This is a genomic window from Agarivorans sp. D1326, from assembly GCF_056958115.1.
Map to the genome: position 1 here is coordinate 97946 of NZ_JBTWEN010000004.1, position 15198 is coordinate 113143.

The following is a 15198-nucleotide window of genomic DNA, read 5'->3' on the forward strand; positions in this document are numbered from 1 at the left end:
AGGACCTTATGCAAGCGCTTAGTTACTTGATTGAAGTTGTATTCAACCTCTACTTGATGGTGGTTTTACTGCGTGTGTGGTTACAAATGGCGCGCGCCGATTTTTACAACCCGCTTAGCCAATTTGTGGTTAAAGCAACCAACCCCATTGTCGTTCCGCTACGCCGGGTTATCCCAGGATTCGCTGGAGTAGATTGGGCAGCAGTGTTCTTGGCATTAGTCATATCCTTTGCCAAATGGGCTATTTTAATGCAGCTACGTGGCGGTTTTGATTTAACTGCGGTAGCGATTCTGGCCTTGTTTAGCACCCTAAAAGAAGCAGGAATGTTGTTGTTCTGGGTATTGTTACTGCGCGCTATCCTAAGCTGGGTAAGCCAAGGTCGCAGCCCAATAGAGTATGTATTAGGCCAATTAACTGAACCGCTACTTTCACCGATCCGCCGAATTCTTCCTTCCATGGGAGGATTGGATTTATCTGTATTGGTGCTATTTATTGCGCTTAACTTTCTTAATTTGTTAATCGCCGGCTGGGTACCATTCTGGAGCTCTTTGTAATTGCCTAAGCCCGTTAGCTTTGATGACGTAAACCTGCTGTTGCAGGTTTACGTGCAACCTAAGGCGAGCCGCGACGCGATTATTGGCTTGCACGGTGAAGAACTTAAAATCGCCATTACTGCTCCACCGGTTGATGGAAAAGCCAATCAGCACTTGAGCAAGTTTTTAGCGAAACAATGTAAGGTGGCCAAATCCCAAATCTCTATCCTTCGCGGAGAACTTGGTCGCCACAAAACCATTAGCATTGCTCAGCCAAAACAAATCCCTGAGATAATCGCTGGTTTGCTGTAACTTTTATCGCGCAGAATCTTTCTATACTTAAACCATGCATGTAAAAAAGGTCGTCCTCATGAGTAAGTTTTTCTTGGTCAACTTGATCGCCAGCATAATGCTATTTTCTCTACCCAGTCAGGCAGAACAAAAAGCTCAACTGGGTAACTATGAAGTGCACTATGTGGCCTTTAACTCCGCCTTTATTCCAGCAGAAGTCGCCAAAATTTACGGTTTGCAGCGTAGCCGATATAACGGCCTGATTAACATTACCGTGCTCGACAGCAAATCGGCTAACAAGGCTCCAGTTGCAGTAAACATATCAGGAACAGCGCGTAACTTAATTGGTAATCAAAAAAACCTAGAGTTTAAAGAAATTCGCGAAGGCGAGTCGATTTACTATATTGCCGAATTACGTCACAGCAACGAAGAGACCTTTCGTTTCAAGCTCACTATTGATGATGGCAAAAGCCAACAGCTGCTAGAGTTTCAACAAAAGTTCTACGTAGATTAGGGGCTGTTAATCTTTGCTGATGGTTTTACAGCAATTTATTAGCCATTTAAGCAAGGCAGTGAGTGTGCAGTTAAGTGGGCTTAATAATCACTCGCTAACGCTGAATAAATGGCTAAGAAATGCTGCCCGAAGGGTTCAGATAAGCGAACTTTACTCTTTGTTGAACACTTCTCGCTTAGCCCACTAGGCTTCTAAGTGCTCGCCGCGATTAAAGCCCGCTTATCTCGAATAAAATTTCAACACCAAAGATCAACAACCCCTAAACAATCTAAAATACCCAGTCTTAGCTGTTAGTTAAGGCTGTTTCAGCACAGCCCCTTCGATTAAACTACACCAGCCTCTTGTTACTCTAGGACTCAGTATGCAAAAAGTTGTACTTGCCACCGGCAACCCCGGCAAAGTGGCCGAACTTTCGGAATTACTTAAACCACTAAACAAGCAAATTATTGCCCAAAGTGAGTTTGCCATAGAAGATGCCGCCGAGACTGGCACCACCTTTGTAGAAAATGCCATTATTAAAGCCCGCCACGCGGCTAAGATTACTGGGCTCGCTGCCATTGCTGACGACTCGGGTTTAGCCGTAGACTACTTAAATGGAGCCCCCGGTTTATACTCGTCTCGCTACGCTGGCGAAGATGCAAATGATCACGACAACGTGCTAAAACTATTAGATGCTATGAAACAGGTACCGCCAACCCAGCGAGGCGCAGAGTTTCACTGCGTATTGGTTTACTTGCGCCATGCCGATGACCCAGCGCCGCTAATTTGCCACGGTAAATGGCGCGGCAGCATTACCGAAGAAATTCATGGTGCTGGCGGCTTTGGCTATGACCCGGTATTTTGGGTTGAACAACATCAAGCAACGTCTGCTCAAATAAGCAAGGCAGAAAAAAACGCCCTTAGCCATCGCGGTATTGCCTTACGCCAGTTGTTAGCGCAAATGGAAGCTCAAACATGCTAAGGCTTAGCCCTGCACTTAGCCTTTATGTGCACGTGCCTTGGTGCGTGCAAAAATGCCCCTATTGCGATTTTAACTCCCATGGCCTCAAACAAGACTTACCTGAAGCCGATTACATACAAGCCCTGCTGGCAGATTTAGATGCCGACTTAGCCCGCTTCCCTGCCTTACATGGCCGAGCCTTGCACAGTATTTTTATTGGCGGAGGCACCCCTAGCCTGCTATCTGCCCAAGCTATCAGCGATTTATTGCAAGGCATCAAACAGCGCTTGGTTTTAGGCCCTGAGACCGAAGTTACCATGGAAGCCAACCCCGGTACCGCCGAGGCAGAGCGCTTCGCTGGTTATTTTCAAGCAGGGGTAAACCGCTTATCCATTGGCGTACAAAGCTTTCAAGCTGAGCACCTCACCAAGCTTGGCCGCATTCACAGTGATGACGAGGCCATCAAAGCCTTTGAGTTTGCTCAGCAAGCCGGTTTTAAGCGCATTAACCTTGATTTAATGCACGGCTTGCCAAACCAAAGCCTCGAGCAAGCAATGAGCGACTTGCAGCAAGCTTTTGCCCTTGGCCCAAGCCATTTATCTTGGTATCAACTAACGATTGAAGCCAATACCGCCTTTGCTTCTCGCCCTCCCAAATTGCCTAACGAGGATCTGTTATGGGATATTTTTGAGCAAGGCCACCAGCAACTGCAACAAGCAGGCTTTGAGCAATACGAAGTCTCGGCCTACTGTAAAAATGGCGACCGCTCACAACACAATCTTAATTATTGGCGTTTTGGCGACTACCTGGGCATTGGCTGTGGCGCGCACGGCAAAATAAGTGACCTAACTCAACAAGCCATCATACGAACAGAAAAAGTTAAACACCCTAAGGGTTATTTAGCACCAGAGCGCGAATTTATGTTTAAGCACTGGGCAGTTGAGCAAGATGATTTAGCCTTTGAGTATTTCTTAAACCGCCTACGTTTGTTTGAAGATATTCCCAAGGCTGAGTTTATTAACTTAAGTGGTTTGCCGCTTAGCAAGCTTGAGTCATCGCTTAAAGAGGCAAGGCAACAAGAGCTATTAGATGAACATGATCAGCATTGGGCGGTAACAAAAAAAGGCCGTTTATTTCTAAACGACCTTCTCAATTGCTTTACCGATTAAGCGGGTAATTAAGACTCGCGAGCGAATATCAAATCCCACACACCGTGGCCTAAGCGATGGCCGCGGTTTTCAAATTTAGTTAGTGGGCGCCATTCTGGACGTGGCACATAGTCATTAGTGTCAGAAGTATTGCTATAACCCGGTGCAGCTTGCATGACTTCTAACATGTGCTCAGCGTAGTTTTCCCAGTCTGTCGCCATGTGGAATACACCACCAATCTTTAGCTTCTTGCGCAGCACTTCAACAAATTCAAGTTGCACGATACGGCGTTTGTGGTGACGCGCTTTGTGCCATGGGTCTGGGAAAAATAATTGAACAGTATCTAAACTATTGTCTGGAATACTGTCATTCAATATTTCTACAGCGTCGTGTTCAAATACGCGCAAATTAGTAATGCCCGCTTCAACAGCATCTGCCATGCAAGCGCCAACTCCGGGGCGATGTACTTCAATACCAATAAAGTTGGTTTCTGGGGCGGCCTTGGCCATTTCTACTAAAGAAGCTCCCATGCCAAAACCAATTTCTAATACGGTTTTTGCCTCGCGACCAAATACATCCGCCAGTGAGTAGTTGCTGGCTTGGTGGTCTAAGCCCATTTGCGGCCAAAACTCTGTTAATGCCTTTTCTTGGCGTTTAGTTAAACGGCCTTCGCGCTTAACAAAGCTGCGAATTTTACGAAGACGTTTATCTTCAACTTGCTCTTGAGAAGCCTCAGGTGCTTGGTTTTGGTCTTGCTCGCTCATGATATTTCCAGACTAGATTTTGCAGGGACATTCTAAATGTAGAACAGGGCTGGCATTATCCAAAGTTCTCGCCGTTGTGCAAGCTTTGCTCGCTAAAGCTTGCAATGTTTTGCAGCAAAAATTAGCTCGAAAGGTAAACAGCCCCTAGCGTTTATTTGGCGCTAGCGTCCCTACTCGCTCAATCAGACTTTGTTGCTGACTAGGGTTTACCGCTTTAGTCACCACTCGCTTACCCGCCGGGTAATGGCTCAAATTATTACCATTCACCCAATCAGTTTCTGGCCTAATAGGCCGAGGACAAAACCCGCCACCGCAATTTGGGCAAACATTGGCTAAAACGGTTTCCACACATTCTTTACAAAAAGTGCACTCAAAGGAACAAATCATCGCGTTGGTTGCATTGGCTGCTAAGGGTGTTTCGCAGTGCTCGCAACAAGGTCTAAGTTCTAACATAGCGCCTCCACTATTAGGTTTCCTATAATAAACAGGTAATGATGTTAAAGCCCAAGCAAAGAGGGTTGATTATTCACAATGTTAGCTATTTCCAAACAAAGCGGTTTTACCCTAATCGAGCTAGTGATGGTTATTGTGATTTTAGCCATATTAGGTGTAATAACATTACCGAAGTTCCTCAACTTACGCTTCGATAGTAAAGCTGCCACATTAGAAACTATTGGTGGAGCAATGAGAGAAGGCTTGCATTTGGTCTATAGTGAAGCAGCCTTGCAAAATAAAACCAATGGCAACAGCGAAATAGACTATTTGGGTACTCAACTTCCTGTTTACCAAGGCTATCCCGCGGTAGATGGCAGCGATAGTTTTCAGCAACTGAATACTCAAGTGCAAGCATGGTTGGATATAGATTCTGTGGCCTTACCTTCGATCATTGCCAATAATGATGCCGCTCCCTTTTTTGTGGACAAATCGACTGCATTGAATCGAATTTACATCTTCTTTTCTGATGATTTAGCCGATAAAAGTGTATTCTTTGATTGCCATGTTTTATATACCAATCAAGAGAATGGCAACGGCCCTAGCGTTACTGTCAAAACATCAGACTGTTGATCAAGCAACATTAATGGAATGTACTCAGCAAAAACATTTAGGATAATTTAATGACCTCCAAACCAAAATCTCGGCAGTTTATTGACCAAGAGTTTCATGGCGGTGATGCTCCTCTCTACGAGGGCCAAGGCTATAGTTTTAAACAAGCACAGCATATGTCTACCGTAGTCTATCAACCTGCCCACCTAAATCCTTCAGCTCCCGCGGGCATGCAAGGCAAAGGACGTTTAGATGGCACTTGGATTTACAGTGAAGAGCCAGACAAAGCCGAAGGCATTTTAGCCAGTGGTATAGAGCTGGTGATGGATTCAAGCCTAGAAGCCAATGGCAGTATCGGTTTGCATCAACATACTCATACCGAAGAGCTTTATTATCTGCTCAGTGGTGAGCTTGTTATTACCGTGGTTGAAGGAGAGGAGCAGCAAACCCAAACCCTTAAAGTTGGCGACTCCCACTGTATTCACCCTGGACAAAGTCACTTTGTGCAAGCTGGCTCTACTGGCGCTCGCTTTATTGTGGTTGCCGCCAAAGTTAACAATTAGGACTTCGTAAATTGCTTTTCAACAACACGCCCGCCGCCATTAACAGTGCAGCGATTATTGGCTGCAACTGGGGCTTAGTGCACTTAAGCGCCCTTCAACAAAGCCAAGTAGAGGTTAAAGCTTTACTTGATTTAGACATAAACAAAGCCCAGCACCTAGCAAAGCAACATGGCATTGCTGCGGCTTGCAATAACATCGACCAATTGCCACCAGTAGATTTAGTGATTATTGCCAGCCCTGCAGCCTCGCATTTAACGCTTATCGAGCATTTTAAGCACACCGCGATCATTTGTGAAAAGCCGCTAATGGGCTTAACTACAACCCAGCCCTTATCGAGCTGGCCGCAAAACCTATGGGTGAACTATGCCTTTAATTACTTAGCAAGCGCTCAGCTTATCAATAGCTTGCTGGAGGCCGAACAACCAGTTAAGGCGCACTTAAGCTCACAGGTAAACTTGCCGCTTAACTTTACTTTAGAACAGTGGTTTTTAGAGACAGCTAGCCATCCCCTTTCTTGGTTACTCCATAAACTCGGCGAACAAAAGCAGCTCTCTTCTACGAAATGCCAGAGGCAGTATGATAATCAGCACTTAAGCTTAAAGCTTGCATGCAAGCAGCATCAGATTGAGGTGGATTTTAGTTTAGGTGGATCTCCGGGCATCTTTCATCAAATACGCTTAACGCAATGCGACAATAACATTGAGTTGCGGGGCGAATATGTACCTGGTCATGCTTGGCGTTTTGCGCCGGTGTTGTTAAATGGAGTAGCACAAAATCAAGGGGAATATCATCCACAAGATTGTTGGTTACAAGCCAATCATCGCTCTACATCCGCCATCATCGAGCACTTACGTGGCCACACCAGTAAACAGGAACTACTCGCTGCTGGCGGATTTAGCCCCAATAAAGCGCTTTGGTTAGAACAAAGCCTAATGGGCGAGTAGCCACACAAAGATAGCGGTTGTTTCTTAGGCTTAAGCGCGGGAAAATAGCAGCAACTTTCATTATTTGAGCAGAGTGTGAAAAATGAAACTCGATAGTAAAGACAAGTTAATACTCGATTTGCTGCAACGAGACGTAAGCATCCCGCTCAACGACATCGCCGAACGGGTGGGTTTATCGGCAACCCCTTGCTGGCGTAGAGTGCAAAAACTAGAGCAAGCAGGCTTTATTCGCCACAAGGTCGCCTTACTCGATAGGGCTAAACTCAACCTAGGCGTAACCGTGTTTGTAAGTGTGCGCACCTCGCAGCACGACCAACAATGGTTGGATCAATTCAAGCAAGCCATTCAAGATATTCCAGAGATCATTGAAGCTCACCGCATGAGTGGCAGTATCGACTACCTGTTGCAGGTTGTAGTACCGAGTATCGACGACTACGACAAAGTATATAAGCAACTGATCGAACGCTTAGCTTTTACCGATGTAAGCTCTGCCTTTTCTATGGAAGTCATGAAATCGACCACCTCGCTGCCAACCCACTATTTAAACTAAGCACTTTTAATGACCAACAATCTCGCAAACTTTTCCAGCCGAGTAGTTACTTGGTATCACCAAGCTGGGCGTAAACACCTGCCTTGGCAGCAAGACAAAACACCCTACAAAGTTTGGCTGTCGGAAATCATGCTGCAGCAAACTCAAGTGGCTACGGTTATTCCCTACTTTGAACGTTTTATGCAACGTTTCCCTACGGTGAGTGACTTAGCTAAAGCCGACACAGATGAAGTGTTGCACCTTTGGACCGGCCTCGGTTATTACGCACGAGCGCGTAATTTACACAAAGCCGCTAAAGAGATTGCCGAGCAACATAATGGGCTATTTCCCGAAGATATCGACCAAGTTATTGCTCTACCAGGCATTGGCCGTTCAACCGCTGGCGCGGTATTGTCTTTATCCTTAGGACAACGCCATGCCATTTTAGATGGTAACGTAAAGCGAGTACTCGCTCGTCACCAAGCGATAGCAGGTTGGCCAGGTAAAAAGCCGGTAGAAAACCAACTATGGGAAATGGCCGAAGCCAATACGCCAGAGCAACAAACCACCGAATACAATCAAGCAATGATGGATTTAGGCGCCATGGTCTGCACTCGCAGCAAACCTAGTTGCGAGGTTTGCCCTGTAGCAGAAGATTGCCAAGCGCTTAAGTATCAGCGTCAAGGCGACTTCCCTGGTAAAAAGCCTAAAAAAGTATTGCCAGAAAAACCCACTCAAATGTTGATTTTGCATTGGCAGCAGCAGTTTTTGCTCTATCAACGCCCCATGCAAGGGCTTTGGGGAGGCCTATATTGCTTCCCTGAAATTAATATTGAAGACAGCATTAATGATTGGCTAAATCAGCATCGAATGAGCGCCGATGCCATTTATGAGCTCTCGCCGCTAAGGCACACCTTTAGCCACTACCATTTAGACATTCAACCTTCGCTCATCGAGCTTAGCGAAGCGCCTAACTTACAAGTCATGGCAGACAATCAACAACTTTGGTATAACATGCAACAAGCACCCAAAGTTGGCTTAGCTGCCGTTACAGAAAAGCTGTTAAAAATAGCGCAACAAGCACTTTAATTTAGCCTTTGCCTCCCTTAGGCAAAGCAAGGAAAAAGGACCTATTATGGCTAGAACCGTATTTTGCCAACGTTTAAAAAAAGAAGCCGAAGGCTTAGATTTTCAACTGATTCCTGGTGATGTGGGCAAGCGCGTTTTTGACAACATCAGCAAAGAAGCCTGGACCGAGTGGCAGAAAAAACAAACCATGTTCATCAATGAGAAAAAGCTTAACTTGATGAATCAAGATGACCGCGAGCTACTGCAAGCAGAAATGGTTAAGTACCTGTTTGAAGACGGTGAAGTGGATATTGAAGGTTACACACCACCAAGCCAATAAACTCCGAGGCTAAACCCAAAAAAAACAGAGCACTAGCTCTGTTTTTTTATTTCTAGTAATTAGGGTCTGTTGATCTTTGGTGTTGAAATGTTGTTCGAGAGAAGCGGGTTTTAATCGCGGCGAGCACTTAGAAGCCTAGTGGGCTAAGCAAGAAGTGCTTAACAAAGAGTAAAGTTGGCATATCCGAACCCTTCGGGCAGCATTTCTTAGCCATTTATTCAGCGTTAGCGAGTGTTTATTAAGCCCACTTAACTGCACACTCGCTGCCTTGCCTAAATGGCTAATGAATTGCCGAAAAAACCATCAGCAAAGATCAACAGACCCTAAGGTTAACGATTAGGCGGCACTTGAAAATAGGCATTTTCAGCGTCTTGGTAAGCGCTTAAATCCACTTCTTTACCTTGGTAGCTCAGCGATATTTGCGCCGGCTCACTAACAGTGACAGCAAATGGAGCTTGCCCCTGCCATTGCTGGTAAGTGCCAGCTTCTATGGTTTGATTAACTAAAGTACGCTGCTGGCTATCCACAATCCGCAACTTAAGCTCACCATTCACCCTCACGCTAATAGTCGCTGGGCGGTAGTAATGGCGCGGATAGTCATGTGGATACCAATAGTCCCAAGGATCATCTAACCAATATATCGGTGGTGGTAGCACAATGATAGGTGGCAATATTTCTTCCGGTGGGATCACCTCTTCTGGCGGCGGAGCAATCGGTAGTTCCACCTCTGGCTGATCAACTTCGGGTAATACTTCAGCGATTGGAGGCTCAGGCTCTAACTCAGGCAGTTGTTCTGGCTCTGGAAAGTCCATACCCATGTCCATGTCAAACTCATCTTCAGCAATGGCCGCCGTTGGCATTTGGCCAGCTATAACAAGCAAGATCATAGCGAGGTAGAGCTGTTTCAACATAATCGACTCAAACTTTGGTGAACTCTTTATTAGCCTAGCCATTCAAGTCAGTTAAAGCCATAACACTTATTGCTAACTAGCCCCAACACACTTTTCTGATAAGCTTAATTCTCACTCGATAAAGGACTAATGCTGTGGCTTGGCAAATCTTAAGTATTGTTGCACCGCTAATAATTATTGTGGTGTTGGGCCTAATTTATGGCCGTAAACACCGACCCGACATTAGCGCCGCTAATCGCATGAATATGGAGATATTCTGCCCTGCCTTAATCTTCTCGGTGTTGGCAAATACCCAGTTAGAGCTAGCCGATTATAGCGAACTGCTACTAGCATCAATTTGGGTAGTGTTAGGTTCCGGCCTAGTATTGCTTCCTCTGATTAAGCCTTTAGGGTTAAAGGCGCGTACCTTTTTGCCACCAATGATGTTCAACAACGCCGGTAACTTGGGGCTACCACTGATTATTTTAGCCTTTGGCGAAGTAGCCATGCCGATTGCAGTGATTCTATTTGTGGTTGAAATGGTCTTACATTTTTCGGTAGGCCTATATTTTATTGATACCAAAGCAAAATTGCTTTCAACACTGCGCATTCCGGTGATTGTTGCTGCCATTGCCGGCATAGTTTGGGGTGCCTTAGATCTCTCGCTACCCAAAGTCATTGCCACGCCAATAGAAATGCTCGGACAAATATCGGTTCCGCTAATGCTATTTACCCTAGGAGTAAGATTAATCGATGTAGATTTAAAAGATTGGCGCATCGGTATGATTGGCGCTATCGCTTGCCCTCTTAGCGGCCTATTGTGTGCTTTCATCGCCATTGCGATTTTGCCGCTCAACAGCTTGCAGCAATCTTGCTTAATTTTGTTTGCAGCTTTACCGCCCGCCGTACTCAACTTTATTATTGCCGAACAGTATCAAATTGAACCGCAACGGGTAGCCTCCATTGTAATGCTGGGCAACATTGCCAGTTTAGTGTTTATCCCGTTAGCCTTATTGTGGGTATTACCTGCTAGTTAACTACAAGCTAAGCTGCGTTCTTTACCCCGCATTTACCGCTAAGTTATTCAAGGCAAATTAGAATTCCTGTCTAAGTCCACTATATTTATCTTAATACGCGCTCGCATAGTGGACTTAAAAATGAAAATAAGAACAAAGTTTTTGCTGTTGTTACTCGCAGGAGTGGTTATCCCAGTATTGGTGATTTCCATCATCACTGTTTGGAGCGTGCGCAATAGCGCTGAACTCAACTTTGAACAAAGAAGTACTGCAGAGCTCGGGCACATTGATACCACCTTTTCCATCTACCTAAACGGCCTAGCCGAAGATGCTAAATTTCTCGCTACCTCTAAAGTCATCCGACAACTGGACCATAGTGTAACCACCTATATGGGCAAACCCAGCACCATGATGACTCCTGATAAAATTGGCGGTGTAGAGCAAGAAGCCTTTCACTTTATGCGCGAGTTTGGCGAAGCGCGGCCCGACTTAGCCTATGTCTACTTGGCGATGGACCATGGTGGTTATATTCAATGGCCCTTAGGTAAAAACTCTGCCGACTACGACCCAAGAGTGCGGCCTTGGTACCCTTTATCTATAAACTCGACAACCCCGGTACGTATTCCCGCCTACCAAGATTTAATCTCTAAAACCCCCTTGGTGGACTACATGGTGCGTTTTGAAGGCGCCAAAGGAGCATTTGGTACTATTGGCGTAGATGTCACCCTAAGTAAACTGACAGACTTAATTAAAAAAGTGAAGTTTGGTGAACAGGGCTACATCATCATGATTGAAGACAGCAATACGATTTTGGCTGACCCATCAAGTGAAGAAAACCTGTTTAAAGCGATTGGCGACGTGGCAAGCTATCAGGCTATTCAAAGCGCATCGCCAGGCTTACACACCATAGAAAAAGACGGTGAAACGTGGTTAGCCAACGTGTATTTATCTCCTGATCTTAACTGGCGCTTTATTGGCTTTATGCCTGCCAGCGAAGTGTATCAACAAGCCAACTCGCTAATAACGCTGATAATAGGCGTTGCCATTTTGATGATGGTGGTATTTATCGCGATAGGCTTTACCTTGATGAACGTTATCACCAAACCGATGATTACCATCACCGAAGGCCTAGAGGGTATCGCATCTGGTGAAGGCGACTTAACCCAGCGTTTAGATATCCAATCTAACGATGAATCGGGGCAAATGGCCAATGCCTTCAACCGCTTTGTTGAATCGATTAACTCACTGGTTGCCAGCATTAAAGGTAATAGTGAACAAGTAGATAACTCCGCGGCGCAAGCCAGCGAATTGTCCAGCACCATGAAGCAAATTGCAGAGGGGCAGTTAGCGGCTGTAGAACAAGTTTCAACGGCATTCCATGAAATGGTAGCCACTTCTAATGAAGTGGCGTCAAACTGTAGCCAAGCGGCTTCTAGCGCCGACGATAGCCAGCAACAGGTAGAAGAAGGTCATCAACTTATTCAAGATACGGTGCGCGCCGTTAGCCAACTAGAAACCACCTTGAATGAGTCAAATCAAGCCATGGATGAACTGTCGCAAGAATCAGCTAACATCACTGTAATCTTAGATACCATTCGTGGCATTGCTGAACAAACCAACTTGTTGGCCTTAAATGCCGCCATTGAAGCCGCCCGAGCGGGTGAGCAAGGCAGAGGATTTGCAGTAGTTGCAGACGAAGTGAGAACCCTGGCTGGCCGCACCGCAGAATCTACCGAAGAAATCGACAAGCTATTGAGTAACTTGCGCCAACAAACTTCCAATGTAGCCACTAAGCTCTCTAGCAGTATTGAACACTCAACCACCTCGGTAACCGCCACTAACCAAACCAGCACAGTGTTTGAGGCTATATTGCAATCGGTACTTACCATTCGAGACATGGCCACGCAAATTGCAGCTTCAGCAGAAGAGCAGCACTTGGTAGCAGAAGAAATCAATCGCAACATCACCGATATTCATGACGGTTCTAGTCAAGCAAACGAGGTTTCTCAACAACTAGAGCAAAGCGCAACTGCTCTTAACTCTCTAGCGGGAAGCTTGCAAGAAATGGTATCGCGATTTAAAACAAACTAACAAAACGAAAAATTAAAAAGCCCAAGCACTTTGCTTGGGCTTTTTGTTAGATAAATCTAGCGATTCTCTAGGCGACTGTAATCCAACACACCCGATTCCAAAGGCTCAGCTTGGAGGTAAACTTGATGTAAGCGATCACTAAATGGCCAAAACTCGTTGTTGGTTCTGCGGATCCCATAACGTTTCATAAATGCTTGATAGCCTTGTTCGTTATGCACTTGCACCAAAGTTTGTTGTAATTGTTTCAGCTCAGACTTTTCGACTTGCCAAAATGCACCAGGATAAGCCCCTACTAAGCCAGGCAAAACAGATATGGTGTCTTGATCTGGCAAACGGTTATTGTCTTCTAAGAACAAGCTAGAAATGTTGGTATGAGCGTTATGCCTCAATAGCGTGTAGTACTCAGGCTCCTCTTTCTCTACGTCGTCGACTTGAATAAACACCACTTGCGGCAACAGCTTAATTGAGCCACCGCGCCAAGCGCCTACTTGAATGGCAAAATCAGTCACTTCTCGTGAATATTGCGGCCAGGTTATTTGATGCTTTTGGCTTAATACTGGTGCTAATTTCTCACCAATCATGTCAAACAACTGCTGTTTGTATGGTCCGTCTCCGCTATATTCCACTGCACTTTTGAAGAAAGCCTCTTGTGGGCGAGACTCAACAAACTCGATAATATTTTTGTCTGCACCGACATACCAGCTACGCAGTTCATCATAACGCATTTCAGCAGGTAAGAATGAGGCAAAGCTGCCTTCACCTTCCATACGTAAAAAGTCCATGTATAAACGGGTTACTAATTGATGACCTAAGTTGCCGTATGGGTCAAACCCAGCCACTAATAAGTAATGAATTCGCTCAAACAAGGAGTAATCAATAACCCAAGCGGTTTTTGGCTGCCTGCCTACGGTGCCTTTTACAACGCTGGCACTGTCAAAGTGGCGGAAGATAGTAAGTGCGGCATTTTGGTTTACCCCATCACCATCCCACAGTAAATCTAAATTGAGTATCGAGCTGTCTTTACTCAACCATTGATTAACATGGTCGATACTGGCATCCATAAATTTGCGGTGACGCTTAGAGTAGTTAAGCCATGCGCTAATTGGCAGCACATTACTTTGCTCAACCGATGGCATTCTTAAGTGGTCGCTCTGTTCAACTAAGAACTCTGCTTGCTCTTGTTCATAGCGATTATCGGGGTTGGCGAAATATACCCAGAAGTGGTCTTGAATAACATTTAAAGCCACCTGCCCGCGACAAACAGGCCCTTTCATAAAGCCCATAATAAAGGTTTCGGCATCATCCAACATAAAGCGATAACGACCGTTCACAGTAAGATCCTGAAAAGCCACAAAAGGATTACCCGCCACTCTAGGCTCGTAATTCGGCAAGCTGTCTACCTTGGTATCGTCACCTAAAAACCACTCGGTCCAGCGCTGCTGGCGAGCCTTGTCTAAACGATAAGGAATATGGGTTTTCACCACAATGGTTTCGCGCTCTGGAGCCAAGCGGTAATACACGCGGCTTACATCTGGGTCATCGTAAGGACGACGGGTTGCTATTTCATCAATGGGTGTACCTGGGGCGGTTCGAGAGCGCACCAGTTTAAAAAATGCAGGGCGAGTATTTGGGTCATCACCAAAATACAAATGAGTAATGAACAGGTGTTCATAAATATAACGCGCCATTAACTGCTGTTTGAGCGAGTCACCGTTTAGAAAAGCCTCCCAATAAGCAACCTGCTCAGCAAGCTGATTATGTGCGCTTAAGTCATCGGCCATCGGCGCGCCGCTAGCTAGCCAAGCAGCTAACGTATCAAACTCGGCATCGCTAATTGCCGGCAGCCCATAGGGCATTCCCCATTCAGGATGTGAAGCCTGCACCTTAGCGTAGCCTTCAATACCAACACACTGCTGGGCTCGATCTAAAGCAAAATCAAAGGCCTCGGGATCTAGGATCTCGTTACCGGGGTCTAGGTAATCGCGCTTTTGTTTTAAGGCTTGGTACATTACCCCCGCTTCTAAATTCGCTTGTTCGCTTTGAATACGCTCATTTAATACCGGGTTAAAACCTTTCTGACGCCACATTTGCGTAGACTTAGCGTCGGTATATAGGCGGGTGGTTGGAGCGGCAGTCACTCTGCTGGCATTGTACACGCGCTCAGTAGTTACACCGCGGTCAATCCCGGCTGCAGAAGTAAGTTTTAACTGGCAAGGCGCGTCGTAACAGGCATGACACATCACACAACGCTGGTCTAAAATTGGCTTTACCTCTGCAAGGAACTCTGCAGCAGGAGGATGGCTCTCTGAAAAAACTCGCGTTTGTACCGAGGCTTCGCCAAATTGTTGATCAAACTGATTAACAATTACGCTTGAACAACCTACTACAAGCAGCAGCCCCCAAAAAATACTAAAACGTCGAAACATAGCTCATCCCTGATACAGCCTTATCTTTACTATTAGGCGCTTAACAATAGCCTAAGTATATAACAACTAAGCAGCTTAGCGCGCTTTTAGATTGGCC

Annotated in this window: 17 protein-coding genes; 13 read left to right on the forward strand and 4 right to left on the reverse strand. The window is 45.7% G+C overall.

Features of this window, described 5'->3' with window-relative positions; translation table 11 throughout:
* Positions 1-8 precede the first annotated feature (8 nt).
* From ACYFDN_RS09160 to hemW, 5 genes are all read left to right on the forward strand, one after another.
* On the forward strand, positions 9-554 hold the full coding sequence (locus ACYFDN_RS09160; protein ID WP_016401374.1) for a YggT family protein: 546 nt from the start codon (positions 9-11) through the stop codon (positions 552-554).
* A complete protein-coding gene (gene yggU, locus ACYFDN_RS09165; protein WP_016401375.1) occupies positions 555-845 on the forward strand; it encodes a DUF167 family protein YggU in 291 nt (96 codons plus the stop codon).
* Positions 846-903: 58 nt separating this feature from the next.
* Positions 904-1338, forward strand: coding sequence for a DUF4426 domain-containing protein (locus ACYFDN_RS09170; RefSeq protein WP_483510818.1), 435 nt, complete (start codon positions 904-906; stop codon positions 1336-1338).
* A gap of 361 nt (positions 1339-1699) precedes the next feature.
* A complete protein-coding gene (rdgB, locus tag ACYFDN_RS09175) occupies positions 1700-2299 on the forward strand; it encodes an RdgB/HAM1 family non-canonical purine NTP pyrophosphatase (RefSeq protein ID WP_472589085.1) in 600 nt (199 codons plus the stop codon).
* On the forward strand, positions 2293-3447 hold the full coding sequence (gene hemW, locus ACYFDN_RS09180; protein WP_483510819.1) for a radical SAM family heme chaperone HemW: 1155 nt from the start codon (positions 2293-2295) through the stop codon (positions 3445-3447). The genes rdgB and hemW overlap by 7 nt, the downstream gene beginning before the upstream one ends.
* Before the next feature lie 8 nt (positions 3448-3455).
* Here hemW and trmB read toward each other — a convergent pair whose 3' ends face one another.
* Both trmB and ACYFDN_RS09190 read right to left on the reverse strand, forming a co-directional pair.
* Positions 3456-4190 carry a tRNA (guanosine(46)-N7)-methyltransferase TrmB gene (trmB, locus tag ACYFDN_RS09185; protein WP_016401379.1) on the reverse strand — a complete coding sequence of 245 codons (735 nt, stop codon included), beginning with the start codon at positions 4188-4190 and terminating at the stop codon, positions 3456-3458.
* A gap of 144 nt (positions 4191-4334) precedes the next feature.
* Positions 4335-4643 carry a DUF1272 domain-containing protein gene (locus ACYFDN_RS09190; protein ID WP_483510820.1) on the reverse strand — a complete coding sequence of 103 codons (309 nt, stop codon included), beginning with the start codon at positions 4641-4643 and terminating at the stop codon, positions 4335-4337.
* A gap of 78 nt (positions 4644-4721) precedes the next feature.
* Between ACYFDN_RS09190 and ACYFDN_RS09195 the strand changes: the two genes are divergently transcribed.
* The 6 genes from ACYFDN_RS09195 to ACYFDN_RS09220 all read left to right on the forward strand — a co-directional run bounded on the left by ACYFDN_RS09195 (position 4722) and on the right by ACYFDN_RS09220 (position 8678).
* Positions 4722-5255, forward strand: a complete 534-nt coding sequence (locus ACYFDN_RS09195; RefSeq protein WP_483510821.1) for a type II secretion system protein — start codon at positions 4722-4724, stop codon at positions 5253-5255.
* 50 nt (positions 5256-5305) lie between these two features.
* The gene (locus ACYFDN_RS09200; protein WP_483510822.1) at positions 5306-5797 is read left to right on the forward strand and encodes a cupin domain-containing protein; all 492 of its coding nucleotides are present in this window, start codon (positions 5306-5308) and stop codon (positions 5795-5797) included.
* Between the two features lie 11 nt (positions 5798-5808).
* On the forward strand, positions 5809-6741 hold the full coding sequence (locus tag ACYFDN_RS09205; RefSeq protein WP_483510823.1) for a Gfo/Idh/MocA family oxidoreductase: 933 nt from the start codon (positions 5809-5811) through the stop codon (positions 6739-6741).
* Positions 6742-6823: 82 nt separating this feature from the next.
* Positions 6824-7291, forward strand: coding sequence for an Lrp/AsnC family transcriptional regulator (locus ACYFDN_RS09210; RefSeq protein ID WP_016401384.1), 468 nt, complete (start codon positions 6824-6826; stop codon positions 7289-7291).
* Between the two features lie 9 nt (positions 7292-7300).
* Positions 7301-8359, forward strand: coding sequence for an A/G-specific adenine glycosylase (mutY, locus tag ACYFDN_RS09215; RefSeq protein WP_483510824.1), 1059 nt, complete (start codon positions 7301-7303; stop codon positions 8357-8359).
* Between the two features lie 46 nt (positions 8360-8405).
* Positions 8406-8678: an oxidative damage protection protein gene (locus tag ACYFDN_RS09220; RefSeq protein ID WP_016401386.1), complete on the forward strand. Its 273-nt coding sequence runs from the start codon at positions 8406-8408 to the stop codon at positions 8676-8678.
* A gap of 329 nt (positions 8679-9007) precedes the next feature.
* On the opposite strand, the gene ACYFDN_RS09225 is transcribed toward ACYFDN_RS09220, so the two are convergent.
* A complete protein-coding gene (locus ACYFDN_RS09225) occupies positions 9008-9589 on the reverse strand; it encodes a DUF4115 domain-containing protein (protein ID WP_483510825.1) in 582 nt (193 codons plus the stop codon).
* Between the two features lie 134 nt (positions 9590-9723).
* Here ACYFDN_RS09225 and ACYFDN_RS09230 point away from each other — a divergent pair, with 134 nt between their 5' ends.
* Together ACYFDN_RS09230 and ACYFDN_RS09235 are read left to right on the forward strand one after the other, a co-directional pair.
* On the forward strand, positions 9724-10605 hold the full coding sequence (locus ACYFDN_RS09230; protein WP_483510826.1) for an AEC family transporter: 882 nt from the start codon (positions 9724-9726) through the stop codon (positions 10603-10605).
* A 120-nt stretch (positions 10606-10725) separates the two neighbouring features.
* Complete coding sequence (locus tag ACYFDN_RS09235) at positions 10726-12675, forward strand: methyl-accepting chemotaxis protein (protein WP_483510827.1); 1950 nt, start codon at positions 10726-10728, stop codon at positions 12673-12675.
* Positions 12676-12731: 56 nt separating this feature from the next.
* Here ACYFDN_RS09235 and ACYFDN_RS09240 read toward each other — a convergent pair whose 3' ends face one another.
* Positions 12732-15101, reverse strand: a complete 2370-nt coding sequence (locus ACYFDN_RS09240; RefSeq protein ID WP_483510828.1) for a fatty acid cis/trans isomerase — start codon at positions 15099-15101, stop codon at positions 12732-12734.
* Between the last annotated feature and the right edge of the window lie 97 nt (positions 15102-15198).